The following is a 25,628-nucleotide window of genomic DNA, read 5'->3' as shown; positions in this document are numbered from 1 at the left end:
GCTGCGACTGTTTTTAAAAAGATCCCGGGGCGGCCCCCCGCACCCGGGCCCGCAGGGGCTAGCGCTGCGTCTGCGTGTGGACGTAGTCCACCAGGCGGGTCAGGGCGTCCGGCGGGGTCGTCGGGAGGACGCCGTGGCCCAGGTTGAAGATGTGGCCCTCCAGGCCGGACGCCGCGGCGAGGACCTCGTCCGTCTTCGCGCGCACAGCGGCCTCCGTGGAGAAGAGGACCGCCGGGTCCAGGTTCCCCTGGAGCGCCTTGCCGGGGCCGACCCGCTTGACGGCCTCGTTCAGCGGGACCCGGTAGTCGACGCCCATGACGTCCGCACCGGCCTCGCCCATCAGGCCGAGGAGCTCGCCCGTGCCCACGCCGAAGTGGATGCGCGGGACCCCGTACGAGGCCACGGACTCCAGGACCTTCGCCGACGCCGGCATCACCGAGCGGCGGTAGTCCGCCGGGGCGAGCGCGCCGACCCAGGAGTCGAAGAGCTGGACGGCCGAGGCGCCGGCCTCGATCTGGACCTTGAGGAAGGCCGAGGTGATCTCGGCGAGGCGGTCCAGCAGGTCGGCCCAGAGCTCCGGGTCCCCGTACATGAGGGCCTTGGTGTGCTCGTGGTTCTTGGACGGGCCGCCCTCGACGAGGTAGCTCGCGAGGGTGAAAGGCGCGCCGGCGAAGCCGATCAACGGCGTGGAGCCCAGTTCACCCGTGAGCATGCCGATCGCCTCGGTGACGTACGAGACGTCCTCCGGGGTGAGGTCGCGCAGCTGTGCGAGGTCCTCGCGGCGGCGGATCGGCTGGGCGACGACCGGGCCGATGCCCGGCTTGATGTCCAGGTCGATGCCGATGGCCTTCAGCGGGACCACGATGTCGGAGAAGAAGATCGCCGCGTCCACGTTGTGGCGCCGCACCGGCTGGAGCGTGATCTCGGTGACCAGGTCGGGCCGCATGCAGGATTCCAGCATCTGCGTGCCCTCGCGGACCTTGCGGTACTCGGGAAGCGAGCGACCCGCCTGCCGCATGAACCACACGGGGGTGTGCGGCACCGGCTCGCGCCGGCACGCCTTGAGGAAGGCGGAATCGTACGTCTGGCTCGGCGTGCCCGTCGGGCGGTCGTTGGCGCTCACGACTCAAATCTTCGCACGTATGACGAAGTGCCCGGCCCTGCCCGGGTGTCCCTGCGCCGTACGGGCGCTCGTTCCGCCTAGTCTTCCCCGCATGGCTGCGGCTCAGGGACGATTTTCAGATGGCGCTGACGGTACGGACAGCGCGAAGGAGAGCTCCGTCCCGCTCCCGTTCCGGCGGGCGGTCGACGGCTTGAAGAAAGCGAGGCTACGGGCGGGGATCGAGATCGACCCCACGAAGCCGCCACAGAGACTGGCACCGCACGCCTACGCACTGGAGGCGGCGGTAGTGGACGGGGAGGAGGATCTGGCCGACGGCCGGCTCATCCTCCTGCACGACCCGGCCGGGCACGACGCCTGGCAGGGCACCTTCCGGCTGGTGACGCTCGTACGGGCGGAACTGGAGCCGGAGATGGCCGTGGACCCGCTCCTCCCGGAGGTGTGCTGGTCCTGGCTGACGGGGGCGCTGGACGCGCGCGGGCTGACGTACGGGGAGGCGAGCGGGACCGTGACCATGGCCGCTTCGCACTACTTCGGCGGGCTCGGCGAGCGGCGTCCGGCGACACAGATCGAGATCAGGGCGTCCTGGACGCCGCGCGAGGGAGTGGGCGGGGTGCCCGACACCTCGGCGCACCTGGCGGCGTGGTGCGAACTGCTGTGCCAGATCGCGGGGCTGCCGCCGGTCGGGCCGACCGAGGCGGTGACCGGTGTGGTCTCCCTGCCACAGCGGCGCGGCCCGCACCACCCGCAGGGGTAGGACCGCAGGACTCCACGGGGCCCGTACGGCCGTGCGCGCACGGCCGTACGGGCCCCCGGCATCCCGTCTCCCACGGGCCCGCTCCGGCACCCCCGCAGATGCGACCAAACCGGCACCGGAGTGTCGGAACGGGACACCCGTTGCGGGCTTCTGATCACCCTATGATCGATCATGCGTCCGAATTGCCCGAATTGTTACTCACCAAATCGTGATCATTCCCTAAAGCCGGGCGGGTGACGTGCCGAAGGAGTCAGTGACCATCCGCACGGTTCGCACCGGCTCCTCTTCCCCGAGCCGGCCGTCCCGCCACTCCCCCCAGGAGGCCTAGGTGTCCGTTCTTCTCGAGCAGCCCGCAAGCCTGGTCGCCTACCGCCCGAACAAGCCGACGGCCATGGTCGTCGTGGCCGACCCGCGCGTGCGTTCCACCGTGACCCGCCATTTGTGGGCCCTCGGAGTACGCGACGTGATCGAGGCGTCGTCCATCGCGGAGGCCCGTCCACGCATCGGCAGCCCGCGCGACATCTGCGTGGCCGACGTACACCTGCCCGACGGTTCCGGTCTCACCCTGCTCTCCGAGACCCGCGCCGCCGGGTGGCCGAACGGCCTGGCCCTGTCCGCCGCCGACGACATCGGCGCCGTACGCAACGCCCTCGCGGGCGGAGTGAAGGGCTACGTCGTCACCGGCACCCGGACCAACATCGGGCTCCCTTCCCGGCCCGGCGCCGCCCCCATCGGCGCTGCCGCCGCCCGTATGCACCGCCGCCCCCCGGGTGCCCCGAGCCACCCGGGCGGCTACCGAGAGCTCTCCGGCCGCGAGGTCGAGGTCCTGCGCCTCGTCGCGGAGGGCCAGTCCAACAAGGCCATCGGCGTCTCGATGGGCCTGTCCGCCCTGACCGTCAAGTCCCACCTCGCCCGGATCGCCCGCAAGCTGGGCACCGGCGACCGGGCCGGGATGGTCGCCGTCGCCCTGCGCACCGGGATCATCCACTGACCCCGCCGATACCCCCCGGAGGACCCCGGGCCAACGCCCGGAAAACCCGGGGAAACGCCCACACTTCCCCCTCGCGCCCCCGGCGCCGCCCCCGCCACCCCCGCGGGGGGCGGAAAACACGAACAAACAAGAGACACACCCCCCGCCCCCCAACACCCCCAACCCCCCGGGCGCCCCCGCGCCCACCCCCCTAAACCCCGGGCAACCCCCCCACCCTCCCCCCGCCCGCCGGCCGCGCAACGTTCGGGCCCCGGGGCGCGTCGTATCCACGGATACCCTTGACCGGTGACCGACGCCCAAGAAACCGCAGCAGACCTGCGCACCACCACCGGGGGCGGCCCCCCGGACGACGAGGTTTCGTCCGATGGGCTGCCCGTTCCCCTGCTCGAACCGCGTGAGGGCATCCCCCCGGTGGTCGCCGACGCCGAGGCGCTCGCCGAGGTGGTCGCGGCCTTCGCCGCGGGCACCGGCCCCGTCGCGGTCGACGCCGAGCGCGCCTCCGGCTACCGCTACGGCCAGCGCGCCTACCTCGTACAGCTACGCCGCGAAGGCGCGGGCTCCGCGCTGATCGACCCGGTGGGCTGCCCCGACCTCTCCGCCCTGGGCGAAGCCCTGTCCGGCACCGAGTGGATCCTGCACGCCGCCACCCAGGACCTGCCGTGCCTCCGTGAAATAGGCATGGCGCCCACCTCCCTCTTCGACACCGAGCTGGCCGGCCGCCTCGCCGGCTTCCCTCGCGTCGGACTCGGCGCGATGGTGGAGAGCGTCCTCGGCTACACGCTGGAGAAGGGGCACTCCGCCGTCGACTGGTCCACCCGTCCGCTCCCCGAGCCGTGGCTCCGCTACGCCGCGCTCGACGTGGAGCTGCTGGTGGACCTGCGCGACGCGCTGGAGAAGGAGCTGGACCGGCAGGGCAAGCTGGAATGGGCCCGCCAGGAGTTCGACGCCATCGCCGCGGCGCCGCCCGCGCCTCCCCGCAAGGACCCGTGGCGCCGTACGTCCGGCATGCACAAGGTGCGCCGGCGCCGGCAGATGGCCGTCGTGCGGGAGCTGTGGGAGTCCCGCGACCGGATCGCGCAGCGGCGGGACGTCTCACCGGGCAAGGTGCTCGGTGACGCGGCGATCGTCGAGGCCGCCCTGGCCATGCCGCTGAACGCGCAGGCCCTCTCCGCCCTGCCCGGCTACGGGCAGCGCATGGGCCGCCGCCAGCTGGACCAGTGGATGGCCGCCGTGGAGCGGGCGAAGGCCCTGCCCGAGAGCGAGCTGCCGCAGCCGGGCGCGACCCCGGCCGGTCCGCCGCCGCCGCGCTCCTGGGCGGACAAGGACCCGTTGGCCGCCGCCCGGCTGGCGGCCGCGCGCACGGCCGTGTCGGCGCTCGCGGAGGGTCTGAACCTGCCGCAGGAGAACCTGATCACCCCCGACACGGTCCGCCGGCTGTGCTGGGAGCCGCCGCTGCGGCCGGAGGCCGACGAGGTGGCCGAGGCCCTGGCGGGCTACGGGGCCCGCCCGTGGCAGATCGAACTGGTGACGGACGCCCTGGTCGCGGCCCTGGCCACGACCCTGCCGGAGCCTTCGGCAGAGCCCCTGCCCGAGACCGACTGACGCGGCCGGTCCTCGGCAAGCGTGTGCGGGGTCCTCACTCCAGGGGAGTGAGGACCCCGTCCTCGTCCCTGGCGTAGCTCCCACTGGTCGCACCCTCGATCTTGCCCTGGTTGAGCCAGTGATCGGACATGGTGTGCAGCTGCTTCGCCTGGCTCTCCCAGGGTGCCTGGTGCCCCATGCAGGCCATCCGGATCATCAGCTTGTTCGGCCCGGGGATGGCCTTGTACAGCTCGGGGACCGAGAAGTACAGCAGGCCCAGGTCCGGCGCGGTGTTCACGATCGAGTCGTGCTCCCCGTACACGAGGCACACGGGCACCGATCCGCCGAGGATCCCGTGCAGCGGCACGGTGGTGGAGTTCCATCCCCACCAGTACGAGTTGCGGACGCGGTTCAGCCCCTCCGGGGCTCCGCCCACAGCGGGGCCCCAGGTGGCGCCCACCGCGTCGGTGGCCATGATCGCCGTCCAGACCGCGTCGACCATGCCGGGCTCGCGCTGGCCCGGGCACTTCAGGTCCTTGGCCCACGCCGCCTCCAGGCCGGCCTTCGTACTGACGGTCATCGGGTAGCCGAAGGCCGCCGCCGGGGTGGACACCGGCAGCGGCACCGGTGCGTCGAAGTCGGTGCCCGGCGCGCTGGCCCTGCCCTTCGGCGGGAAGATCGGCGCCAGCAGGAAGAGGCTGCGGACCTTGCCGGGATGCTGGATGGCGTAGGGCCCGAGCTGCTGGGAGGCCGCCGACCAGCCAATGAGGTCGATCTTGGAGGCGCCGGTCTCCGAGAGGACGTAGTCGACCACGCTGTCGACCTCGTCCCAGTCGCTCTGTGAGTTGTTCAGCTGGGCGGCATAGTTCGGGGGACCCGTGTACAGCGTCGCGTTCGGGTTGGGCACGAGGAGCTTCTGCTGTGCCGGGTTGACGTTCCTCGGGTCGTCCATCATGGGGCGGGTCGACTGCCCGGAGCCCTGGAGTTCCATCACGAAGACGTCGAAGTCCGCCTTCGCCAGCTCCTGGGCCCAGCTGTACTTCCCGACGGGCAGGTCGAAGCCCGCCATGGCCGGGACGCTCCTGCCGTGCAGCATCAGGACGGGCCTGCGCGGATGGCCCGTGTGCGTGCCCTTGTACTCCCGTACGTAGAGCTGGACGAGGTCGCCGGCGTTCGCCGGGATGGTCGATTTGTGGTCCACGAGGTGGTTCTTGGGGGTGATGGCCGCCATCGCTGTGGTCCGTTCCGTCGGTCGGGTCCGGGGCGGGCGCCCGGGACCGGGCCAGAATCCGCAAGGGTGCGGGCCCTGCGGCGCCGACGCGGCCGTGGGGACAGATGTACGACCCGTTCGAGTAACCCCGGTCGCTCCGATCGGCCGGGCGCACGGCGGGGCGCGAGGGGGCACACGCGGTGCGGGGCCGGTGTGACCTTCGCCGCTCCTTCCAGGAGGGCTGTGCATGCCGGTTACTGGCAAGTAGCATGGAGAGGTGAGCGGGCGCTCAGTAATGGGCACGCCCCCGCGCAGCAGTGCACACCCGCACCTGGAGGAGAGCCAACGTGCCTCGTACCGTCAGGGACGTCGTCTTCGTCGACGGCGTCCGCACCCCGTTCGGCAAGGCGGGCCCGAAGGGCATCTACAACGAGACCCGCGCCGACGATCTCGTCGTGAAGGCCATCCGGGAGCTGCTGCGCCGCAACCCGGAACTGGACCCCGCGAAGATCGACGAGGTCGCCATCGCCGCCACCACGCAGATCGGTGACCAGGGGCTGACCCTCGGCCGTACGGCCGGGATCCTCGCCGGGCTCCCGCAGTCGGTGCCCGGGTACTCCATCGACCGCATGTGCGCCGGTGCGCTCACCGCCGTGACCGCCGTCGCGGGCGGCGTGGCCTTCGGTGCGTACGACGTCGCCCTCGCCGGCGGTGTCGAGCACATGGGCCGCCACCCCATGGGTGAGGGCGTGGACCCGAACCCGCGCTTCGTCTCCGAGAAGCTGGTCGACGAGTCCGCCCTGTTCATGGGCATGACCGCCGAGAACCTGCACGACCGGTACCCGACGATCACCAAGCTCCGCGCCGACGAGTACGCCGTGCGCTCGCAGGAGAAGGCCGCCAAGGCGTACGCCGACGGCAAGATCCAGGCGGACCTGGTCCCGATCTCGGTGCGCAACACCAACCCTGCGGCCGGCGAGACCGGCTGGGGCCTGGTCACCTCCGACGAGCCGATGCGTCCGGGAACCACGCTGGAGAACCTGGCGGGCCTCAAGACCCCGTTCCGGGTCCACGGCAACGTCACCGCGGGCAACGCCGCCGGTCTCAACGACGGTGCCACCGCCGCGATCATCGCCTCCGAGGACTTCGCCCGCGCGAACAACCTCCCGGTCAAGATGCGCCTGGTCGCGTACTCCTTCGCGGGTGTCGAGCCGGAGGTCATGGGCTACGGCCCGATCCCGGCCACCGAGAAGGCCCTCGCGCAGGCCGGTCTGACGATCGAGGACATAGGCCTCTTCGAGGTCAACGAGGCCTTCGCCGTGCAGGTGCTGGCCTTCCTGGAGCACTACGGCATCGCCGATGACGACGCCCGCGTGAACCAGTACGGCGGCGCCATCGCCTTCGGCCACCCGCTCGCCTCCTCCGGCGTGCGCCTGATGACTCAGCTGGCCCGCCAGTTCGAGGAGCAGCCCGAGGTCCGCTACGGCCTGACCACCATGTGCGTCGGCTTCGGCATGGGCGCCACGGTCATCTGGGAGAACCCGCACTTCACCGAGGGAGAGTCCAAGTGAGCACCACCACTGAGCTCCTGAAGGGCGCGGCCGAGCTGTTCCCGGACGAGGTCGTCACCCAGGCGCACGTGCGCCACCTGGACCTGCCGTTCGGCGCCGGGCGCTTCGCGCTCGTCACGCTGGACAACGGCCTGGACCACACCAAGCCGACCACCTTCGGCCCGCAGTCCCTCGCCAACCTGAACGCGGCGATCGACCAGGTCGAGCAGGAGGCCACGGCCGGTTCCATCGTCGGCGCGGGCATCACCGGCAAGCCGTTCATCTTCGCGGTCGGCGCCGACCTCAAGGGTGTCGAGCTGCTGAAGAAGCACGACGAGGCGCTCGCCGTCGGCAAGGGCGGCCACGACGTCTTCAAGCGCCTCGCGGCGCTGGCCGTCCCCACCTTCGCGTACTACAACGGCGCGGCGATGGGCGGCGGTGTCGAGGTCGGTCTGCACTGCACCTACCGCACCGTCTCCAAGGCCATCCCGGCGTTCTCCCTGCCCGAGGTCTTCCTCGGCCTGGTTCCCGGCTGGGGCGGCTGCGCCCTGCTGCCGAACCTGATCGGCGCGGACCGCGCGGTCTCGGTGATCATCGAGAACTCGCTGAACCAGAACCGCCAGCTCAAGGGCAAGCAGGTCTTCGAGCTCGGCATCGCCGACGCGCTGTTCGAGGGTGCCGACTTCCTGGAGCAGTCGCTCCTGTGGACCGCCGGCGTGCTGAACGGCACCACCGAGGTCTCCCGTCCCGAGATCGACCGCGGCGAGGGCTGGGACGCGGCGGTCGCCCGCGGCCGTGCCATCGCGGACTCCAAGGTGCACGGCGCGGCCCCGGCCGCCTACCGCGCGCTGGAGATCATCGAGGCCGCCAAGGACGGCGACCTCCAGAAGGGCTTCGACGCCGAGGACGCGGCCCTGGCCGACCTCATCATGGGCGGCGAACTGCGCTCCGGGATCTACGCCTTCAACCTGGTCCAGAAGCGCGCCAAGCGCCCGGCCGGTGCTCCGGACAAGTCGCTGGCCCGTCCGGTCACCAAGGTCGGCGTCGTCGGCGCGGGCCTGATGGCCTCGCAGCTGGCGCTGCTGTTCCTGCGCCGCCTGGAGGTGCCGGTGGTCCTCACCGACATCGACCAGGAGCGCGTGGACAAGGGTGTGGGCTACGTCCACGCCGAGATCGAGAAGCTGCTGGGCAAGGGCCGCATCAACCAGGACAAGGCGAACCGCCTGACCGCCCTGGTGACGGGCGTCCTGGACAAGGCCGAGGGCTTCGCGGACGCGGACTTCATCATCGAGGCCGTGTTCGAGGAGATGTCGGTCAAGCAGAAGGTGTTCGCGGAGGTCGAGGCGGTCGCCCCGGCGCACGCGATCCTCGCCACCAACACCTCCTCGCTGTCGGTGTCGGAGATGGCCTCCAAGCTCCAGCACCCGGAGCGCGTGGTCGGCTTCCACTTCTTCAACCCGGTCGCGATCCTCCCGCTGCTGGAGATCGTCCGCGGTGAGCAGACCGACGACGCCTCGCTGGCCACGGCCTTCGGCGTCGCGCGCAAGCTGAAGAAGACCGCGGTCCTCACCAAGGACGCCCCGGCGTTCGTCGTGAACCGCATCCTGACCCGCTTCATGGGCGAGATCCAGAACGTCATCGACGAGGGCACCCCGGTGGTCACCGCCGAGAAGGCCATCGAGCCGCTCGGCCTGCCGATGTCCCCGCTGGTGCTGCTGGAGCTCGTGGGCCCGGCGATCGGTCTGCACGTTTCCGAGACCCTGAACCGCGCCTTCCCGGAGCGCTTCACCGTCTCGGCGAACCTGGCGGCCGTGGTCAAGGCCGGCAAGCGCGGCTTCTACGTCTACAACGCCGAGAACGGCTTCAAGCCGGAGCTCGACCCCGAGGTCGCCGCCCTCCTCGTCCAGGGCGATGTCGTCCTGACCGAGGAGCAGGTCCGCGACCGCGTCCTGGACGCGGTGGCGCAGGAGATCGGCCTGATGCTGGAGGAGGGTGTCGTGGCCGAGGCCCAGGACATCGACCTCTGCCTCATCACGGGCGCCGGCTGGCCCTTCCACCTGGGCGGCGTCACGCCGTACCTGGACCGCGAGGGTGTCTCGGAGCGCGTGAACGGCAAGAAGTTCCTGGCTCCGGGCCTGGCCAGCGTCCCGGTCTGAGGTCTCCGCGCGCGATGATGCCGACGCGCTCCGGGCGCCCGTCCCCCTCACCGGGGGGCGGGCGCCCGCCGTTTCGGGCGGCGCGCCGCCGCCGGGGGACGGAGGGAGCCGGGTCCGAACCGTCTTCGAAGGGCTGGCAGAATATCGGCGTGGCGGGCACCAGAGCACCTTTCAGCCGCCGGACCCTCCTGTTCGCGGGCGGTACGGTGGCCGCCGGGGTGGCCGTGGGCGGCCTCGGCTGGAAGCTCCGTACCGAGACCGGCTCTCCCGAAGACGACTCTCCGCCGATGGCCGGAGTGTTCGACATGCGGACGGCCGCCGAACGGCTGGCGCCTTCGCCGCTTTTCAACACCACCGGGCCGCAGTCGTTCGCGTTCGACGACTCAAAGGGAATGATCTACACCCTTCAGGGTATTCAGGGCGGCCTGCGGCTCGACGGCGAGAAGGAGCCGGCCAGTTCCGCCGACCGCAAGGCGGCGGGCGATATGTGCCTGACCCGGATGAGCAGTTCCGGGGAGCCGCTCGGCCACATGTATCTGCGCGGCTTCGGACACGGCATTTCCTTCGGCGTCGAGCCCGTGGGCAAGTCCACGCTCATATGGGTGGAGAGCAAGCCCGACCCCGAAAGCGGCTACGGCCGCTCGGTGGCCCGCGTCCTCTTCAGGGACGGCGCCCTGCTCGACGGCGACGACCCGACCGTGGCCCACTACGACCCGGTCCCGGGTTCCTCCGAGGTCTCCCCCGCGCTCGACCTGGCCGGCGGCCGGGTCCTGGTGAGCCACCAGGAAGGGGAGGAGCACCGGTTCTCGGTGTACGGGATGACGGACTTCCTGGCGGGCCGCTTCGAGGCCGCGCACACCCTCGAAGCCGGCGTGCAGGTAAGGGAAGAGGAGTGGTTCCAGGGCTGCGCGCTGCACGGCGACTTCGTCTACGTACTGACCGGCGAGCCGTACACCGGAAAGAACGGCGATAACCCACCCAAATCGGACGGCAATACCTATGTGTCCGCAATTGACGTCCGCACGGGCGAGGCCCAGGGCCGCCACCTCGTAACGGTGGCGCGACACCTCCCCTACCGGGAGCCGGAGGGAATCGCGGTCAGCACGACGGGGCCGGGCCCGGCTTTGTGCGTGGGGTTTTCCGTAAAGTCCAGGGACGCGAGAGAGCTGACGGTGTACGGCTTCGCCCCCTGAAGGACCCCAATCCCGAGGGCCAAGGTCACCACTTGCGACACGCCCCAGAAATCCTTGACCTGAGGTTCACCCGACGTTCTTAAGCCATCCATTTGGCTGCTTATACTACTCCGACACTCCAGCAGAATCCTTATACCTCCATGGGAGAGGCTCCCAACGATGGGCTCGAGCAGACTGCACGCCACCAATGGCGTACTGATCACTTCTGCGCTCATCCTCAGCTTCCTCGGCATGATGGTGGCCGTCGCACTGACGTCCGTCACGCTGTTCGCCTACTGCGCGGCCGCCAGCTACCTGGCCGACCTGCTGCTCCACAACACCGATTCGACCACCCTGGTCCGGCTGCGCGACTCGCGCTTCGGCCTGACCATGCGCTTCCTCATACGGCAGTTCCTGCTGCTGGGTCTGTGCGGGGCCATCGCCAACATCGAGTCGTTCGTGGCGCAGATGACGACCATCGGCCTGCTCCTCCTCTTCGTGCTCCAGCTCGCGTACGGCGCGCTCCTCAAGCACGTGCGCAAGCAGCGCAACGATCTGCCCTTCACCACCCGCGGACTGGACCTGGAAGCACTCGGCATCCGCCGCATGCCGCACCCGTTCCTGGTGGACAAGCACGTGCGCAAGACCCTGCACCTGGACATCCCGCTGGTGGGCGGCGCCCTCGCCACCATCGAGACGGACAACTGGCGCTTCGTCACGTACGGCATGATCGCCACCGTCTTCCTCGCGTACCTCTCCCTGCTGGTGCTGGTGCCCGACGCGCGCAACGCGCTCAAGCTGCCCACCCACGACGAGGCCCTGGACGAGCTCAACCTCCAGCTGGCCGAATACCGCCCTCAGGTAGCGCTCTACTTCACCTTCGCCGCCATCTCCAAAGACTTCATGTACCAGGTCAACATGTGGCTGGAGTCCCTGGAGTCGCTGGAGCTGCGGCCCATCATCGTGCTGCGCGAGCGGGCCACCCTGCGCTACCTCGACGCGACGTCCGTGCCGGTGATCTGCGTCCCGAAAGCGGACAATCTCGCACGTATAGAGATGAACGAACTACGTGTGGCCCTCTACCCCGGCAACGCGGGCAAGAACGTGCACATGCTCCAGCGCGCCGAGGTCAAGCACGTCTTCATCGGCCACGGAGACAGCGACAAGCTCGCCAGCAGCAACCGCGTCAGCAAGGTCTTCGACGAGATCTGGGTGGCCGGCCGCGCCGGACGCGACCGCTACGAGCGCATCAAGCACGCCGTCACGCACAACCAGATCGTCGAGGTCGGCCGCCCCCAGCTGATGCCCCTCCAGCGCTGGACCGGCAAGGCCACCAACCCCGTGCCCACCGTCATCTACGCCCCCACTTGGGAGGGCTGGACCGACGACTCCTGCTACACCTCGGTCATCCCCGCCGGCGAGAAGCTGATCAAGGCCCTGCTCGACCACGAGCTCGACATCCGAATCATCTACAAGCCGCACCCGCTCACCGGCTCGCGTTCCGCCGAGGCCGCCGCCGCGCACCGGCGCGTCATCGCCCTCCTCGAAGAGGACAACGCCCGGCGCTTCGGCCGCAAGGTCACCGACTCCAAGGCCGCGGCCAAGAAGCTGGCCCGGATCGACCAGCGCATCGCGGACCTCTCCGAGCGCGGTGTCCGCTCCAAGTACCCGGACCTCACCGAAGAGGAGCGGACCGCCCGCATCCGGCGGAGCCGCAACCAGGCCGGAGCACTGTACTGGAGCGCGATTCCCGAGGGCGCGCACCACGTGGTGACCGAGCGGATCCCGAGCCTGTACGACTGCTTCAACCATTCCGACCTGCTGATCGGCGACATGTCGAGCGTCGTGTCCGACTTCATCGCCACCCTGAAGCCGTACGCGATCTTCAACCTCGACGGCCTGCCCGACCAGGAGTTCCGCAACGAGCAGCGCACCGCGTACGCCTCGTACCTCCTGGACGCCGACTGCGACGGTCTGACCCAGGCCATCGAGGCGATGCTGAAACCGGCCGAGGACTTCATGGCGCCCTACCGGGAGCAGCTCAAGGAGTACCTCCTGGGCGAGGAGTACCCGCCCTCGATCGTCCGCTTCGACGCCGCCGCGAACAACCTTTACCGGCGCGGGCTCCTCGACTTCCCCATCGAAGAGCCCGACGGGGCGCACCACCTCGCATGACCGGCGGCTCCGCACTCCGCCCGACGCTCTCCACCGCCATGGCCCGTTCAGCTCAGGAAGAAGGCGACCGTGTCGTCCAGCCCCACTCCCCGCCGTACCATCGCCGTCGTTCTCGCCGGGGGCACTGGCCAGCGCATCGGGCTTGAGATACCGAAGCAGTTGCTCAAGATCGCCGGGAAGCCGATCCTGGAGCACACCCTTCACGTCTTCGAGACGGCGCCGGACGTCGACGAGGTCATCCTCCTCATGACCCCCGACTACGTGGAGGACGCGCGGCGCATCGTCGAGCGGGCCGGGCTGAACAAGGTCACCCGGGTGCTGGCCGGCGGTGCCACCCGCAGCGAGACCACCCGCATCGCCATCCGCGCCGCCGCCGAGGGACTGGGCGAGGGCGGGGACTGCAACCTCCTCTTCCACGACGCGGTGCGCCCGCTGCTCTCGCAGCGCGTGGTCCGCGAGTGCGTCGAGTCCCTGGAGCGCTACCTGGCCGTCGACGTCGCCATCCCGTCCTCCGACACCGTCATCGTGACGCGGACCCACGGCGACGACGGCGAGTTCATCACCGAGGTGCCCGACCGCTCCCGGCTGCGCCGCGGCCAGACCCCGCAGGGCTTCAGGCTCTCCACCATCCGGGCCGCGTACGAGCGGGCCGCCTCGGACCCGTTCTTCCAGGCGACCGACGACTGCTCCGTGGTGGTCAAGTACCTGCCCGACGTCCCGGTCCACGTGGTCACGGGCGACGAGTACAACATGAAGGTCACCCAGCCGGTCGACGTCTTCATCGCCGACAAGCTCTTCCAGCTGGCCTCCCACGCCGCCCCCGCGCAGGCCGGCGAGGCCGCCTACCGCGAGCAGCTGGCCGGCAAGACCATGATCGTGTTCGGCGGCTCGTACGGCATCGGCGCGGACATCGCGCGCATCGCCGAGGGCTTCGGGGCCCGCGTCTTCCCCCTGGGCCGCTCCACGACCGGCACCCACGTGGAGAACCTCGACCACATCGAGGAGGCGATGGCCGCGGCCTACGCCGAGACCGGCCGCATCGACTTCGTCGTCAACACCGCCGGCGTGCTGCGCGTCGGGCGCCTCGCCGAGACCGACAACGAAACGATCCGCGAGGCGCTCGAAGTCAACTACCTCGCCCCCGTCAACATCGCGCGGACCGCGTACAAGTACCTGAGCGAGACCGAGGGCCAGCTGCTGCTGTTCACCTCCAGCAGCTACACCCGCGGCCGTGCCAAGTACAGCCTGTACTCCTCGACGAAGGCCGCCATGGTCAACCTGACCCAGGCCCTCGCCGACGAATGGGCCGAGGACCACATCCGCGTCAACTGCGTGAACCCGGAGCGCACGGCCACCCCGATGCGGACCAAGGCCTTCGGCCAGGAGCCCACGGACTCCCTGCTGACCTCCGAGGCGGTGGCCCTGACCTCCCTGGACGTCCTGCTGTCGGAGATGACCGGCCACGTCATCGACGTGCGCAAGCAGGACCCGACCACGAACGCGGCGCAGCGCTCCGCGTTCGAGGCGGCGCTGGCCTCGGTTCTGGTCCAGTCCACAGAGGAGCAGGAACTCTAGGCATGACCTACGCACCCGGGCAGCAGCGCGGCACCCGCCACAGGATCTTCGTGGCGGGTGACTCCATCGCGGTCGACCGGCCCTACAGCTACCTGCCGATGGCGGGCTGGGCACAGGCGCTGCCGCTCTTCCTCACCGACGCGGTCGAGGTCGTCAACTGCGCCCGCGCCCGCGCGAGCTCGAAGAGCTTCCGCGAGCGCGGGCGGCTCCAGTGGATCCTGGACAGCATGGAGCCGGGCGACTACCTGGTGTTCGGCTTCGGTCAGATCGACTGGAAGCCGGACCCGGGTCTGCACACCGATCCGTTCTCCACGTTCCAGGAGCAGCTGGCCGCCTACGTGCACGGCGTGCGCGCGCGGCAGGGCCACCCGGTGATCCTGCTGCCGTACGAACGCCGGCGCATCGACCGCCACGGCAACGTGGCCCGCTTCCTGGGCGACTACCCGCTCGCGGCCCGGCAGCTGGCCGAGGACGAGCACGTGCCGGTCGTCGACCTGTACGGCCAGAGCGTGCGGTGGTGGGAGGAGCTCGGGCCCGAGGCGTCCAAGCGCGTCTTCACGTACTTGCGGCCCGGTGAGCCCCTCCAGCAGAACATCCAGGACGGGGACAACGTCCATCTGCGGGCCGAGGGCGCGATCGAGTGCGCCCGGTTCGTCGCCCGCAGCATGCTCGAACAGGGCGTCATCCCGTCCCACTGGGGCCGGGACCTCGACCGCCGCTCGTTCGGTTACGAGGAGATGGGCTGGCTGGACGAGGAGACCTTCGCCCATCGCACCAAGTCCCGTGTTTCCATGCGGTCTGAGGAGTCCGGCGCGTGAATCTCCTGTGCAGGGGCCAGGCCCTCGGCAACGACCCTTCGCTGGGCGCGGTCTACGCGGCCCTGTACAGCTCGGCCGACCCGCGGCACGGCGTCGCGACCGGCGAGACGTTTCAGCTCGCCCTGTCCGTGATGCCCGACCGCGGCGCCTCGCGCGGCTGCGCGTACCTGCCGGGGGCGCCGCTCACCGCGGTGGCCGACATCCTCGCCGTGGAGGGGCTGGAGTTCTTCCCCCGCCAGGGCTGGTTCCGGGCCCGGGCCGAGGCCGGCGAGACCGTCACGGGCGTCGTGCACCTGCGGGTCCACGACTCGGTGACCGCGCCCCTGCTCCGGCCCCAGATGGTGGTGGGCGTCCCCGACGCGAGCGGCCGCAAGCTCGTGCGGACGGGCAAGCTGGCCGACGCGGCGCTGGTGCTGCGTCCGCCGGCCGCCCGGAGTCTGCGCGCCCTGACCGAGCCGGGCCGGCCGTGCACGGTGAACGTGCTGTCGGCGGCCCCCGTGGGCAGCAGGGCCGTCTCGGTGGCGCAGCCACGGGGCGGCGACACCCAGCTGTCGCACGACGGCTGGGTCACCTACACGCCCTCCCCCGGCTTCACCGGCTACGACCGCTTCGACTACGAGGTGGTCACCCCCGCGGCGGCGAAGCTGACCTCGCACGTGAACGTCTTCGTGGGGTCGACCGCGCACGCCCCCGGCGTGTTTCCGCAGCACACGGCGGACGTCGCCTTCCGCCCCTGGCAGTGGCCCGAGCTCAGCGGGGAGATGCCGTGGCCGCGGCCCGGCCCCTCCGCGCGGAACCGATGAGGACCGACCGAACATGAACGAAGCAGCAGGGTTCGCCGCCGGCGTCAAGGACGTGACGGTCGCACTGCGGGTCTGCGACCAGGGCGGGGTGCTCGAAGCCTGTCTGTCCTCCCTCCTCGCCCAGTCGATCGGGACCGACCGGCTGGAGGTCATCGCCGTCGACGACGGTTCTACGGACGAGAGCGGGGAGCTCCTGGCCCGCGCGGCCCACCAGTACCCCGCGCTGCTGCGCGTCGGGCACCTCTCGCGCGGACTGAGCCCGGCGGGGGCCCGCAACTGGGCGCTCAGCCAGGTCACCGGACGCTACGTCATCTTCCTGGAGGCCGCGGACCGGCTGGCGCCCGACGCGCTGGAGCGGATGGTCGCGGCGGCCGACGCGTACGAGGCCGACATCGTGCTCGGGAAGCTGGAGAGCTCGGGCCGGCACACGGTCGCGACGGCCATGTTCCGCAAGGACCAGGCCTACACCGACGTGTACGCCTCGCGCGCCTACTGGTCGCTGACCCCGGACAAGCTGTTCCGCACCAGTCTCCTGCAGCGGCGCGGCCTGGCCTTCCCGACCGATCTGCGGATCGGCGACGACCAGGTGTTCACCGCGGCCGCGTACATGGCGGCCGACAACGTCTCGGTGATCGGCAGCGCGACCTGCGTCGTCAAGGGCCCCGCGAAGACGCCGGAGGTGCCCCTGACCGACCGGGTCGCCCTGGTCTCGCGGCTGCTGGCGCTCGTCAGCTCGCGGCTGCCGGAGGGACCGCGCCGCGACCGGCTGCACTCCCGGCACCTGGAGGTGGAGCTGGGCAAGGCGACCTCCACCGCGCTGCTGACCGCCGTCGACCCGGCCGAGCGGGAGCAGACCCTGTGGGCCGCGGCCGAGGTGCTGCGCACCCAGGTCTCCCCCGGGGCGCTGGCGCTGCTGCCGCGCATGGTGGCGGTGCGCTTCGCGCTGCTGGCGCTGGGCCGCTTCGCCGAGGCGGAGCGGATGGCCGCCTTCGAAGCCGACAAGGACCGACCCGGCGTACGCAAGACGGTCGAGAACGGCAGGGTGTACACGACGCTGCCGTTCTTCCGCGATCCGCAGGTCGGGCTGCCCGACGAACTGTTCGACATCACGGGCGACATGACGGTCACCCACCAGCTACAGAAGATGAGCTGGGACGGGCCGACGCTGCTCCTGGACGGCTTCGGCTTCTTCGAGCAGCTGTCGACGAAGGACCGCGCCACCCGGCTGGTGCTGCGGGAGCGCGTCAGCGGCGCGTCGGAGAGCTTCTCCGTGACCGCCCGCCGCGACGAGACGTTGAAGAACGCCAAGGGCAACCCCCGGGCGATGGGCCGCTTCTCCACCCGGGTCAACCTGGCGCAGACCTCCGGCGGCTGGCCGGTCCCGCCGGGCGTCTGGGACCTGTACCTCGCGGTCGGCTTCGAGGGGGTGACCCGGGAGGTGCGGCTCGGCCCCCGGCGCTCCGCCGACGTCGACACGACGGCCCGGATGCCGGTACGGATCGCGCCGGTGCCCGGTGCCCCGGGGATGGAGCTGGTCGCCACCCCCTACTACGAGCAGTCCGGCGGTCTCAGCATCGAGGTCGCCCAGCGCACACCGCTGCCGGGCGGTTCCTGACCCCTAGGCCGGCTCAGCCCCCGGCTCGGCCCGCGGTGTGCCAGGGGCCGAACGCCAGGCCCTCCCGGGTGGTGTCCTGGCGGGCGACGACCAGTGCGCCGTCCTCGTCGAAGGCGGCCACGACGATGCGGCCGGCCGGGTCGACGGCCACCTGGGGCGCCTCGGCGCCGCGGCCTCCGAGGGGGGCCCACCAGGTGCCGTAGCCCTCGTTCTCGGTGACGTAGGCGGTGAGTTCGACGCCGCCGTCCGCGCCGGTCTGCGCGATCACCGTGCAGTCGTAGCCGCCGATGAAGGCCCGGACCACGCCCGGCGCGCCCCGGCCCCCGGCGCCGCCGAGGCCCATCAGGCCTCCCTGGATGCCCGGCCCGGCCGCCCGCCAGGCGACCAGCGAGTCGTCACCCGGGTAGCGCCAGAAGTACGTCACCCTGCGCGGGCCCGTCTCGCAGACGGCCGGGCTGCCGGGGACCACGGGCGAGGAGACGCGGTCGGCGAGCTGGAACCGGCCCCCGCTGATGCCCGTCCAGCGGTCACCGCCGGCCGGTCCGAGGGCGAGCAGCTCCAGTGGGCCGCCGGCGGGCATCAGCGGGGTCACGTGGCCCTCGTAGGACTGCGGGGACAGCTGTTTCCAGCCACCCCACACGCCCGCCTCGTTGCGGCTGCGGCGCAGGATGCCGCCGTACCGCAGGGAGACGATGACGTGCGTGGAGCCGGAGTTCTGGTTGACGGCGATGCGCGGCGGGCCGGCCAGGCCGTCGCCGGCGGGGCCGCCGGATACGGCGGGGGTGCCGAGGCGGTGCCATTCGGTGATGCCGCGGCCGGACTGGAACTGGGTGGCCACGGATATCTCCGTGGCGCCCGAGCCGTCCGGCGCCTGCGTCGCGGCCACGAAGTGCACGTACCCCTCGCGGCTCTGCGCCATGGCCACGGGGCCGGTCCAGCCGGGGACTTCGAAGGTCTCGGGGCCCGTCCAGCCGGTGAAGGGGGCGGGTGCCTCGGTCCAGCGCAGGAGGCCGCGCGGCCCGGAGGCGTAGGCCGTCAGGCGGCCGTCGGTTCCCTGGAACAGCCAGTTCCCGGACGGGGGCGAGGACCACGAGGGGTCCGGTCCACCGGAGCCGGAATCCCTGGTCCCGCGAGCGGGATAGGAGGCCCGGCCACCACCCTTGCCTCGGTTCACACCGCTTTCCACCCTTCCGACGAGTGCTGTCCGCCGTGCGAGCGGGGGGTAATTCACCCCAATGAATTCAGCCACTAGAAAGTATGTCTTATGATGCACCCCATCAATAACAGAAGGACGCTGCCCCCATGACCGACCAGTCCCCGGCTCCCTCCCGCTCAGACCGGCGTCGGCCGAGGCGCGGCAGGCGCGTCCTTCGGATCGTGCTGCTGGCCCTGACGGTCCTCGTCCTCGCGGGCGGCGGCGTCGGCTGGTGGGCGTACAGCCACCTCAACGGCAACATCGACAGCGTCGACCTGGACCAGGCGATCGGTGTCGACAACCGCCCGGCGAAGGTGGCTCCCAACGCGCAGAACGTCCTGGTCCTCGGCTCGGACTCGCGCGCCGGAGCCAACGCCGACCTCGACCACGGCGATGTCAGCGGGGCCCGCTCGGACACCGCGATGCTCGTGCACATCCCCGAGGGCCGCAAGAAGGCCACCGCGGTGAGCATCCCCCGCGACACCCTCGTCACCCGGCCCGAGTGCAAGGACGGCGACGGCAAGACGGTCAAGACCGCGAACCGGGTCATGTTCAACTCCGTCTACTCGATCGCCGGCCCGGCCTGTGTGGTCAAGACCGTCGAGCAGATGTCGGGCATCCGCGTGGACCACTTCGTCGAGGTGGACTTCGCCGGGTTCAAGGACCTGGTGGACGCGCTCGGCGGGGTGAGCATCACCATCGACAAGCCGATCAGCGGCGGCAAGGGCGGCCTGCAGCTGGACGCCGGCACGCACCGCCTCGACGGCACGGACTCGCTCAAGTTCGTGCGCACGCGCTACGGCTACGGCGACGGCAGCGACCTCGGACGAATAGGCCTGCAGCAGCAGTTCATGATGGCGATGCTGGCCGAGATCAAGAAGCAGGACGCCCTCGGCAACCCGGCCCGGCTCTACAAGCTCGCCGACGCCGGCACCAAGTCGCTGACCACCGACTCCGACCTCGGCTCCCTCAAGGGCCTGGCCGACTTCGCCCAGAGCATGAAGGGCGTGGACCCGGACACCATGGAGACGATCATGATGCCGGTCGCCTACGACAAGGTGGACCCCAACCGCGTCATCGTCGCGGAGCCACAGGCCGGCCAGTTGTGGGAGGCCCTGCGCAACGACCAGCCGATCCCGGCCGCGGCCAAGAAGTCCCCCGCCACCGGCGGCTGAGCCCCGGCGCACACCCGCGCGACACGGTCCCGGAGCCTTCACGGGCTCCGGGACCGCGCTGTTCCTAGACTCCTTCGGCTCCGCCGAGCACCGCGCGCCAGTTCCCGCTCGCGTGCCACTGCCCCGGCGGGTACTCGAACTCGACCTCGCCCAGGAGTACGAAGCCGGCCGCTCGGCAGACCGCGCCGGAGGCCGCGTGGTCGACGGAGGGGAAGGCGTGCAGGTGACGGCGGGTGCCGTGGACGCCCGCGTGGGCGATGAGCGCACGGGCGGCCTTGGCCGCGAGCCCCCGCCCCTGGAACTCGGGGAGGATCCCCCAGCCGGCCTCGTAGACCTCCTCGTCCTGCCAGACCCGCTCCCAGAAACCGGTGCTGCCCACGCTCTCGCCGTCGGCGACGACCCGGAACATCCGTCCGGCCGCCGGCTCCCGGGCGCTCAGAGCCAGGTAACGCCGGTGCCGTTCCTCCAGCTTGGCCTCGGTTTCCGGACCCCCGAGGTGCTCCGTCATGGCCGGCTCGTTCTTGCGCAGCAGCAGCCAGAAGTCGTCTTCCGCCCAGGGCTCCAGGGCTATCGTGATCTCCATGCCGCCACCATAGGGGTCGCGGTGCTCAGCGGCCCTCGCGGGCCGGGTTCGCCGTCATGCCCTCGCCGCGCCCCAGCCGGCTGTGCTTCTTCCCGTACAGGAAGTAGACGAAGAAGCCGATCACCATCCAGATCCCGAACCGCAGCCAGGTCTCGGCCGGCAGGTTGAGCATCAGCCAGACCGAAGCGGCGATCGACAGGACGGGGACGAGCGGCACCCACGGGGTGCGGAAGGACCGGTGCAGGTCGGGCCGGGTGCGGCGCAGGACCATCACGCCGAGGGCCACGACCACGAAGGCGAAGAGCGTGCCGATGTTCACCAGGGTCGCCAGTTCGTTGATGCTGGTGAATCCGGCGACGACCGCGATGATCCCGCCGAGCAGGATCGTCGGCCGGTAGGGCGTACGGAACTTCGGGTGGGTCCGCGAGAAGAACCGCGGCAGCAGTCCGTCGCGGCTCATCGCGAAGAACACCCTGGTCTGGCCCAGCAGCAGGATCATGCACACGGTGGTCAGGCCCACGGCCGCGCCGAAGCTGATGATGCCTCCGTAGATCGGATGCCCGGCGGATTTGAAGGCGTCGGCCAGCGGGGCGCTGGTGGACAGCTTCCGGTAGTTCTCCATGCCGGTGACCACGATCGAGACCGCCACGTAGAGCACGGTGCAGATGACCAGCGAGCCGATGATGCCGCGCGGCATGTCCTTCTGCGGCAGCTTGGTCTCCTCGGCGGCGGTGGCCACCACGTCGAAGCCGATGAAGGCGAAGAAGACCACGGAGGCCGCGGTGAAGATGCCCATGACTCCGAAGTTGGTGGGCTGGTAGCCGAAGATCAGCTGGACGAGCGGGGCGCTCAGTCCGGAGCCGCCCGGCTGGGGCTCGGCCGGCGGGATGAAGGGGTGGTAGTTGGCGCTGTTGATGAAGAACGCGCCGGCGATGATCACGATGAGCACCACCGTGACCTTGATCGCGACGACGACCGCGGTGATCCGGGCCGACAGCTTCACCCCGATGACGAGGATCGCCGTGAGGACCAGGACCAGGATGAAGGCGAGCAGGTCGAAGGTGCCGCCCGGAACGTCGGGGCCCTGGAGGCCGGCCGGCAGGTGGATGCCGGCGTTGTCCATCAGCGAGCGGACGTAGCCCGACCAGCCGACGGCGACGACCGCGGTGCCGAGCGCGAACTCCAGCACCAGGTCCCAGCCGATGATCCAGGCCGGAAGCTCGCCGATCGAGGCATACGAGAAGGTGTACGCGGACCCCGCGACCGGCACGGTCGAGGCGAACTCGGCGTAGCAGAGGGCGGCCAGCGCGCACACCACGCCGGCGGCCACGAACGCGAGGGCGGTGGCGGGTCCGGCACTCTCCTTGGCGACCTTGCCCGTGAGGACGAAGATGCCGGTGCCGATGATGACGCCGACACCGAAGACGGTCAGGTCCCAGGCGGACAGCGACTTCTTGAGCGCGTGTTCCGGCTCCTGCGTGTCGAGGATGGACTGTTCGACCGACTTGGTACGGAAGGGGCTGTTCAGATCCGAACTCACCGACGCACCTCCGAACGGTGGGCGTAGCGAAAGGGCCGGGTCGGCCACCCTTCAAGGGTGACCCTCCCGGCCCGTCGCGTGCAACCGCACGAATCGGTCGGAGCGATCAGTCGACGGTGGCCGCCGGCTCGCTCTCGTAGCGCCCGTCCAGCTTGGACACCAGACCGGTGACCTGCCGCGCGATGTCGGGGGCGGTCAGGCCGATCTCGGCCATGACCTCCTTGCGCGTGGCGTGGTCCAGGAAACGCTGCGGGATGCCGAAGTCGCGCAGCGGTACGTCGACACCCGCGTCCCGCAGCGCCTGCGAGACGGCGGAGCCCACGCCGCCCGCGCGGCTGTTGTCCTCGACGGTGACGACCACGCGGTGGCGGTCGGCCAGCGGGGCCAGGGCCTCGTCCACCGGCTTGACCCAGCGGGGGTCGACCACGGTGGTGGAGATGCCCTGCTTGTCGAGGAGGTCGGCGATCTCCAGGCACATCGGGGCCAGTGCGCCGACCGAGACGAGCAGTACGTCCGGCCGGGTGACCTCGGGGGCCGGGGTGCGCAGGACGTCCATGCCGCCGATCCTGCCGACGGCCGGGACGGCCGGGCCGACGACGCCCTTGGAGAAGCGCACGACGGTCGGCGCGTCCTTGACCAGCACGGCCTCGTTCAGCTGGGCGCGCAGCTGCTCGGCGTCGCGCGGGGCGGCCAGGCGCAGGCCCGGGACGACCTGGAGGATGGACATGTCCCACATGCCGTTGTGGGAGGCGCCGTCGGTGCCGGTGACACCGGCCCGGTCCAGGACGAAGGTGACCCCGCACTTGTGCAGGGCCACGTCCATCAGGACCTGGTCGAAGGCGCGGTTGAGGAAGGTCGCGTACACCGCGAAGACCGGGTGGGCGCCGGCCGTGGCCAGGCCCGCCGCCGAGGTGGCGCCGTGCTGCTCGGCGATGCCCACGTCGAAGATGCGGTCCGGGTAGGCGTCGGCGAACTTCTTCAGGCCGACCGGCTGGAGCATGGCCGCGGTGATCGCGACGATGTCCTTGCGGTCCCGGCCGAGCTTGACCATCTCGTCGGCGAAGACGGAGGTCCAGCTGGCGGCGTCGGTGGTGACCGGAAGACCGGTGTCCGGGTGGATCACGCCGACCGCGTGGAAGCGGTCCGCCTCGTCCTGGACGGCCGGCTCGTAGCCCCGGCCCTTCTGGGTGAGGCAGTGCACGATGACCGGTCCGCTGAAGCGCTTGGCACGCTGCAGGGCGGATTCCAGGGCCTCGATGTCGTGGCCGTCGATGGGCCCGATGTACTTCAGGCCCAGGTCCTCGAACATGCCCTGCGGGGCGATGAAGTCCTTGAGGCCCTTCTTGGCGCCGTGCAGGGTCTCGTAGAGCGGCTTCCCGACGACCGGGGTGCGCTCCAGGATGTCCTTGCCGCGGGCCAGGAAGCGCTCGTAGCCGTCCGTGGTGCGCAGGGTGGCCAGGTGGTTGGCGAGGCCGCCGATGGTGGGGCCGTACGAGCGCTCGTTGTCGTTGACGACGATCACCAGGGGGCGGTCCTTGGCGGCGGCGATGTTGTTCAGCGCCTCCCAGGCCATACCGCCGGTGAGGGCGCCGTCGCCGATGACCGCGGCGACGTGGTGGTCCTCCTTGCCGAGCACCTCGTTGGCCTTGGCGATGCCGTCGGCCCAGCCCAGCACGGTGGAGGCGTGCGAGTTCTCGATCACGTCGTGCTCGGACTCGGCGCGCGAGGGGTAGCCGGAGAGGCCGCCCTTGGTGCGCAGGCCGGCGAAGTCCTGGCGGCCGGTGAGCAGCTTGTGGACGTAGGCCTGGTGGCCGGTGTCGAAGAGGACCTTGTCCTTCGGCGAGTCGAAGACCCGGTGCAGGGCGATCGTCAGCTCGACCACACCGAGGTTGGGGCCGAGGTGCCCGCCGGTCTTGGAGACGGCGTCGACGAGGAAGGACCTGATCTCGGCGGCGAGCTGGTCGAGCTCCTCCTGGCTGAGCCGGTCCAGATCGCGCGGTCCCTTGATGCGGGTCAGCAGCACCCGTGCCTCCTTGCAGTTGCTTGCTGGTCTGTCGAGTCTAATGTTCCGCTCGCGGCGGGCATCATCGGGCGGTCCCGGTCGGGTCACACCTTTGTCATACCTGTACACCCCGCCACGAAGTCACACCCACCAAACGGGCGTATACCCGTACAGATGTACATACGCACACACGCACACGTGCCCGGCGCCACACGGGGTGGCACCGGGCACTGTGACGGTTCTTACCGCTTCTTACCGCTTGATTCTTACCGCTCGACCGGTCGGGCGGTGACCACCGCCGGACCGGTCAGGCGCGGCCGGCCGTCTTCTGCGTCTTCCGGGTGACCGAGTCGATCACCACGGTGGCGAGCAGCACGGCGCCGGTGATCATGTACTGGATCGGCGTCGCGATTCCCTCCAGGGCCAGACCGTACTGGATGGACGTGATGACCATGACGCCGAGGAGCGCGTTCCAGGTCCGGCCGCGGCCGCCGAAGAGGCTGGTGCCGCCGATGACGGCCGCCGCGATGACGTTCATCAGGAGGTCGCCGGCGCCGGCGCTCTGGTTGGCCGCCGCGATCTTGGAGGCCCAGAAGAGGCCGCCGATCGCCGCGAAGGTGCCGGCGATCGCGAAGACCGTGATCCGGACCCGGTTGACGTTGATGCCGGCGCGCCGGGAGGCCTCGACGCTGCCGCCGAGGGCGAAGACCTGGCGGCCGAAGGTGGTGCGCCGCAGGACGAAGTCCGTGGCGACCAGGGCCAGCAGGAAGAGCACCACCGCGAGCGGCAGGCCCTTGTACTGGTTGAACACGACCGCGGGGCCGAAGGTGAACACCGCGAGGAGCCCGGTGCGCAGCACGATCTCGCCGAGCGGACGGGAGGGGACCCCGGCGACCTCGCGGCGGCGGGCGTCGAAGAACGTGGCGAGGAAGTACCCGGCCACGGCGACGGCGGCGAGCCCGTAGCCGACGGCCACGTCCGAGAAGAAGTACGTGGTCAGCTTCCCGACCACGCCCTCGGAGTCGATGTTGACCGTGCCGTTGCTGCCGAGGATCTGCAGCATCGCGCCGGACCAGAAGAGCAGGCCCGAAAGGGTGACGGCGAAGGCCGGGGCACCGATCTTGGCGAAGAAGAAGCCGTGGAGCGAGCCGATCAGGGCGCCTCCGGCGACGGCCGCGCCGATGGCGAGCCATTCGTTGACCCCGTGGGTGACCGCGAGGACGGCGACTATCGCGCCGGAGACCCCGCTGACGGAACCGACCGAGAGGTCGATCTCGCCGAGCAGCAGCACAAAGATGATGCCGACGGCCATCATGCCGGTGGCCGTCATCGTGATCGCGATGTTGGTGAGGTTCTCGGGGCCGAGGAAGTTCGAGTTCAGGCTCTGGAAGATGCTCCAGATGATGATCAGGCCGAGGACGACGGGTACGGAGCCCAGGTCGCCGGACTTGAGCTTGCGGCCGAACTCGCTCACGTACCCGGCGAGGCCCTGTTCGCGAACGAGCAGCCGGGGGTCGACGGCCGGAATGGCGTCGTGCGCGGCGGCCGGGTTCACCGGGTCGATGTGCTGCGCCTGGCCTGCCGGGACCTTGCCCAGTGGACCGGCGGCA

General features: G+C 70.6%; 19 protein-coding genes. 12 read left to right on the top strand and 7 right to left on the bottom strand.

Features of this window, described 5'->3' with window-relative positions:
• Positions 1-58: 58 nt before the first annotated feature.
• Positions 59-1,123, bottom strand: a complete 1,065-nt coding sequence (hemE, locus tag ACFXDJ_RS34215) for a uroporphyrinogen decarboxylase (RefSeq protein WP_384851204.1) — start codon at positions 1,121-1,123, stop codon at positions 59-61.
• 91 nt (positions 1,124-1,214) lie between these two features.
• Between hemE and ACFXDJ_RS34210 the strand changes: the two genes are divergently transcribed.
• The 3 genes from ACFXDJ_RS34210 (at position 1,215) to ACFXDJ_RS34200 (ending at position 4,470) form a co-directional block, all read left to right on the top strand.
• Positions 1,215-1,877, top strand: coding sequence for a DUF3000 domain-containing protein (locus ACFXDJ_RS34210; protein ID WP_384664147.1), 663 nt, complete (start codon positions 1,215-1,217; stop codon positions 1,875-1,877).
• Positions 1,878-2,205: 328 nt separating this feature from the next.
• Positions 2,206-2,868 carry a response regulator transcription factor gene (locus tag ACFXDJ_RS34205; protein WP_214956508.1) on the top strand — a complete coding sequence of 221 codons (663 nt, stop codon included), beginning with the start codon at positions 2,206-2,208 and terminating at the stop codon, positions 2,866-2,868.
• 285 nt (positions 2,869-3,153) lie between these two features.
• Positions 3,154-4,470: an HRDC domain-containing protein gene (locus ACFXDJ_RS34200; RefSeq protein ID WP_384660102.1), complete on the top strand. Its 1,317-nt coding sequence runs from the start codon at positions 3,154-3,156 to the stop codon at positions 4,468-4,470.
• Positions 4,471-4,504: 34 nt separating this feature from the next.
• Here the strand turns inward: ACFXDJ_RS34200 and ACFXDJ_RS34195 are convergent, their stop codons facing one another.
• Positions 4,505-5,680, bottom strand: coding sequence for an alpha/beta fold hydrolase (locus ACFXDJ_RS34195; RefSeq protein WP_384660105.1), 1,176 nt, complete (start codon positions 5,678-5,680; stop codon positions 4,505-4,507).
• Positions 5,681-6,006: 326 nt separating this feature from the next.
• On the opposite strand from ACFXDJ_RS34195, the gene ACFXDJ_RS34190 reads away from it, so the two are divergent.
• From ACFXDJ_RS34190 to ACFXDJ_RS34155, 8 genes are all read left to right on the top strand, one after another.
• Positions 6,007-7,230: an acetyl-CoA C-acyltransferase gene (locus tag ACFXDJ_RS34190; protein WP_330299160.1), complete on the top strand. Its 1,224-nt coding sequence runs from the start codon at positions 6,007-6,009 to the stop codon at positions 7,228-7,230.
• A complete protein-coding gene (locus tag ACFXDJ_RS34185; RefSeq protein WP_384660108.1) occupies positions 7,227-9,365 on the top strand; it encodes a 3-hydroxyacyl-CoA dehydrogenase NAD-binding domain-containing protein in 2,139 nt (712 codons plus the stop codon). Before ACFXDJ_RS34190 ends, ACFXDJ_RS34185 begins: the two co-directional genes overlap by 4 nt.
• Positions 9,366-9,514: 149 nt before the next feature.
• On the top strand, positions 9,515-10,558 hold the full coding sequence (locus ACFXDJ_RS34180) for a signaling protein (RefSeq protein ID WP_384660111.1): 1,044 nt from the start codon (positions 9,515-9,517) through the stop codon (positions 10,556-10,558).
• A gap of 159 nt (positions 10,559-10,717) precedes the next feature.
• A complete protein-coding gene (locus tag ACFXDJ_RS34175) occupies positions 10,718-12,712 on the top strand; it encodes a hypothetical protein (RefSeq protein ID WP_384660114.1) in 1,995 nt (664 codons plus the stop codon).
• A gap of 69 nt (positions 12,713-12,781) precedes the next feature.
• Entirely contained in the window at positions 12,782-14,287 is a 1,506-nt protein-coding gene (locus tag ACFXDJ_RS34170; RefSeq protein ID WP_384660116.1) for an SDR family NAD(P)-dependent oxidoreductase, read from the top strand.
• A 2-nt stretch (positions 14,288-14,289) separates the two neighbouring features.
• The gene (locus tag ACFXDJ_RS34165) at positions 14,290-15,105 is read left to right on the top strand and encodes a rhamnogalacturonan acetylesterase (RefSeq protein WP_384851202.1); all 816 of its coding nucleotides are present in this window, start codon (positions 14,290-14,292) and stop codon (positions 15,103-15,105) included.
• Positions 15,102-15,908 (top strand): Ig-like domain-containing protein, encoded by an 807-nt coding sequence (locus ACFXDJ_RS34160; protein ID WP_384652238.1) that lies wholly within the window; start codon positions 15,102-15,104, stop codon positions 15,906-15,908. Before ACFXDJ_RS34165 ends, ACFXDJ_RS34160 begins: the two co-directional genes overlap by 4 nt.
• A 13-nt stretch (positions 15,909-15,921) precedes the next feature.
• On the top strand, positions 15,922-17,523 hold the full coding sequence (locus ACFXDJ_RS34155; protein ID WP_384851200.1) for a glycosyltransferase family 2 protein: 1,602 nt from the start codon (positions 15,922-15,924) through the stop codon (positions 17,521-17,523).
• Positions 17,524-17,536: 13 nt separating this feature from the next.
• Here ACFXDJ_RS34155 and ACFXDJ_RS34150 read toward each other — a convergent pair whose 3' ends face one another.
• Positions 17,537-18,697, bottom strand: coding sequence for a hypothetical protein (locus ACFXDJ_RS34150; RefSeq protein ID WP_384652242.1), 1,161 nt, complete (start codon positions 18,695-18,697; stop codon positions 17,537-17,539).
• A gap of 128 nt (positions 18,698-18,825) precedes the next feature.
• Between ACFXDJ_RS34150 and ACFXDJ_RS34145 the strand changes: the two genes are divergently transcribed.
• On the top strand, positions 18,826-19,893 hold the full coding sequence (locus tag ACFXDJ_RS34145) for an LCP family protein (RefSeq protein ID WP_384652244.1): 1,068 nt from the start codon (positions 18,826-18,828) through the stop codon (positions 19,891-19,893).
• A gap of 64 nt (positions 19,894-19,957) precedes the next feature.
• Here the strand turns inward: ACFXDJ_RS34145 and ACFXDJ_RS34140 are convergent, their stop codons facing one another.
• The 4 genes from ACFXDJ_RS34140 to ACFXDJ_RS34125 all read right to left on the bottom strand — a co-directional run bounded on the left by ACFXDJ_RS34140 (position 19,958) and on the right by ACFXDJ_RS34125 (position 25,615).
• Positions 19,958-20,476, bottom strand: a complete 519-nt coding sequence (locus tag ACFXDJ_RS34140; protein WP_384652246.1) for a GNAT family N-acetyltransferase — start codon at positions 20,474-20,476, stop codon at positions 19,958-19,960.
• A gap of 25 nt (positions 20,477-20,501) precedes the next feature.
• Positions 20,502-22,016 (bottom strand): amino acid permease, encoded by a 1,515-nt coding sequence (locus ACFXDJ_RS34135; protein ID WP_384652248.1) that lies wholly within the window; start codon positions 22,014-22,016, stop codon positions 20,502-20,504.
• A 106-nt stretch (positions 22,017-22,122) separates the two neighbouring features.
• Positions 22,123-24,039, bottom strand: coding sequence for a 1-deoxy-D-xylulose-5-phosphate synthase (dxs, locus tag ACFXDJ_RS34130; RefSeq protein ID WP_384652250.1), 1,917 nt, complete (start codon positions 24,037-24,039; stop codon positions 22,123-22,125).
• Positions 24,040-24,325: 286 nt separating this feature from the next.
• Positions 24,326-25,615, bottom strand: coding sequence for a sugar ABC transporter permease (locus ACFXDJ_RS34125; RefSeq protein ID WP_384851206.1), 1,290 nt, complete (start codon positions 25,613-25,615; stop codon positions 24,326-24,328).
• Positions 25,616-25,628 lie beyond the last annotated feature (13 nt).

Source organism: Streptomyces sp. NPDC059443 (genome assembly GCF_042750105.1).
Taxonomy (GTDB): Bacteria; Actinomycetota; Actinomycetes; order Streptomycetales; family Streptomycetaceae; genus Streptomyces.
This window is presented reverse-complemented; position numbering and strand designations above follow the sequence as displayed.

Excerpts from the sequence above, each read along its gene's own strand:
- ACFXDJ_RS34210 (WP_384664147.1), top strand. The coding sequence starts at position 1,215 with ATGGCTGCGGCTCAGGGACGATTTTCAGATGGCGCTGACGGTACGGAC.
- ACFXDJ_RS34195 (WP_384660105.1), bottom strand. The coding sequence starts at position 5,680 with ATGGCGGCCATCACCCCCAAGAACCACCTCGTGGACCACAAATCGACC.
- ACFXDJ_RS34175 (WP_384660114.1), top strand. The coding sequence starts at position 10,718 with ATGGGCTCGAGCAGACTGCACGCCACCAATGGCGTACTGATCACTTCT.
- ACFXDJ_RS34165 (WP_384851202.1), top strand. The coding sequence starts at position 14,290 with ATGACCTACGCACCCGGGCAGCAGCGCGGCACCCGCCACAGGATCTTC.
- ACFXDJ_RS34155 (WP_384851200.1), top strand. The coding sequence starts at position 15,922 with ATGAACGAAGCAGCAGGGTTCGCCGCCGGCGTCAAGGACGTGACGGTC.
- ACFXDJ_RS34145 (WP_384652244.1), top strand. The coding sequence starts at position 18,826 with ATGACCGACCAGTCCCCGGCTCCCTCCCGCTCAGACCGGCGTCGGCCG.
- ACFXDJ_RS34140 (WP_384652246.1), bottom strand. The coding sequence starts at position 20,476 with ATGGAGATCACGATAGCCCTGGAGCCCTGGGCGGAAGACGACTTCTGG.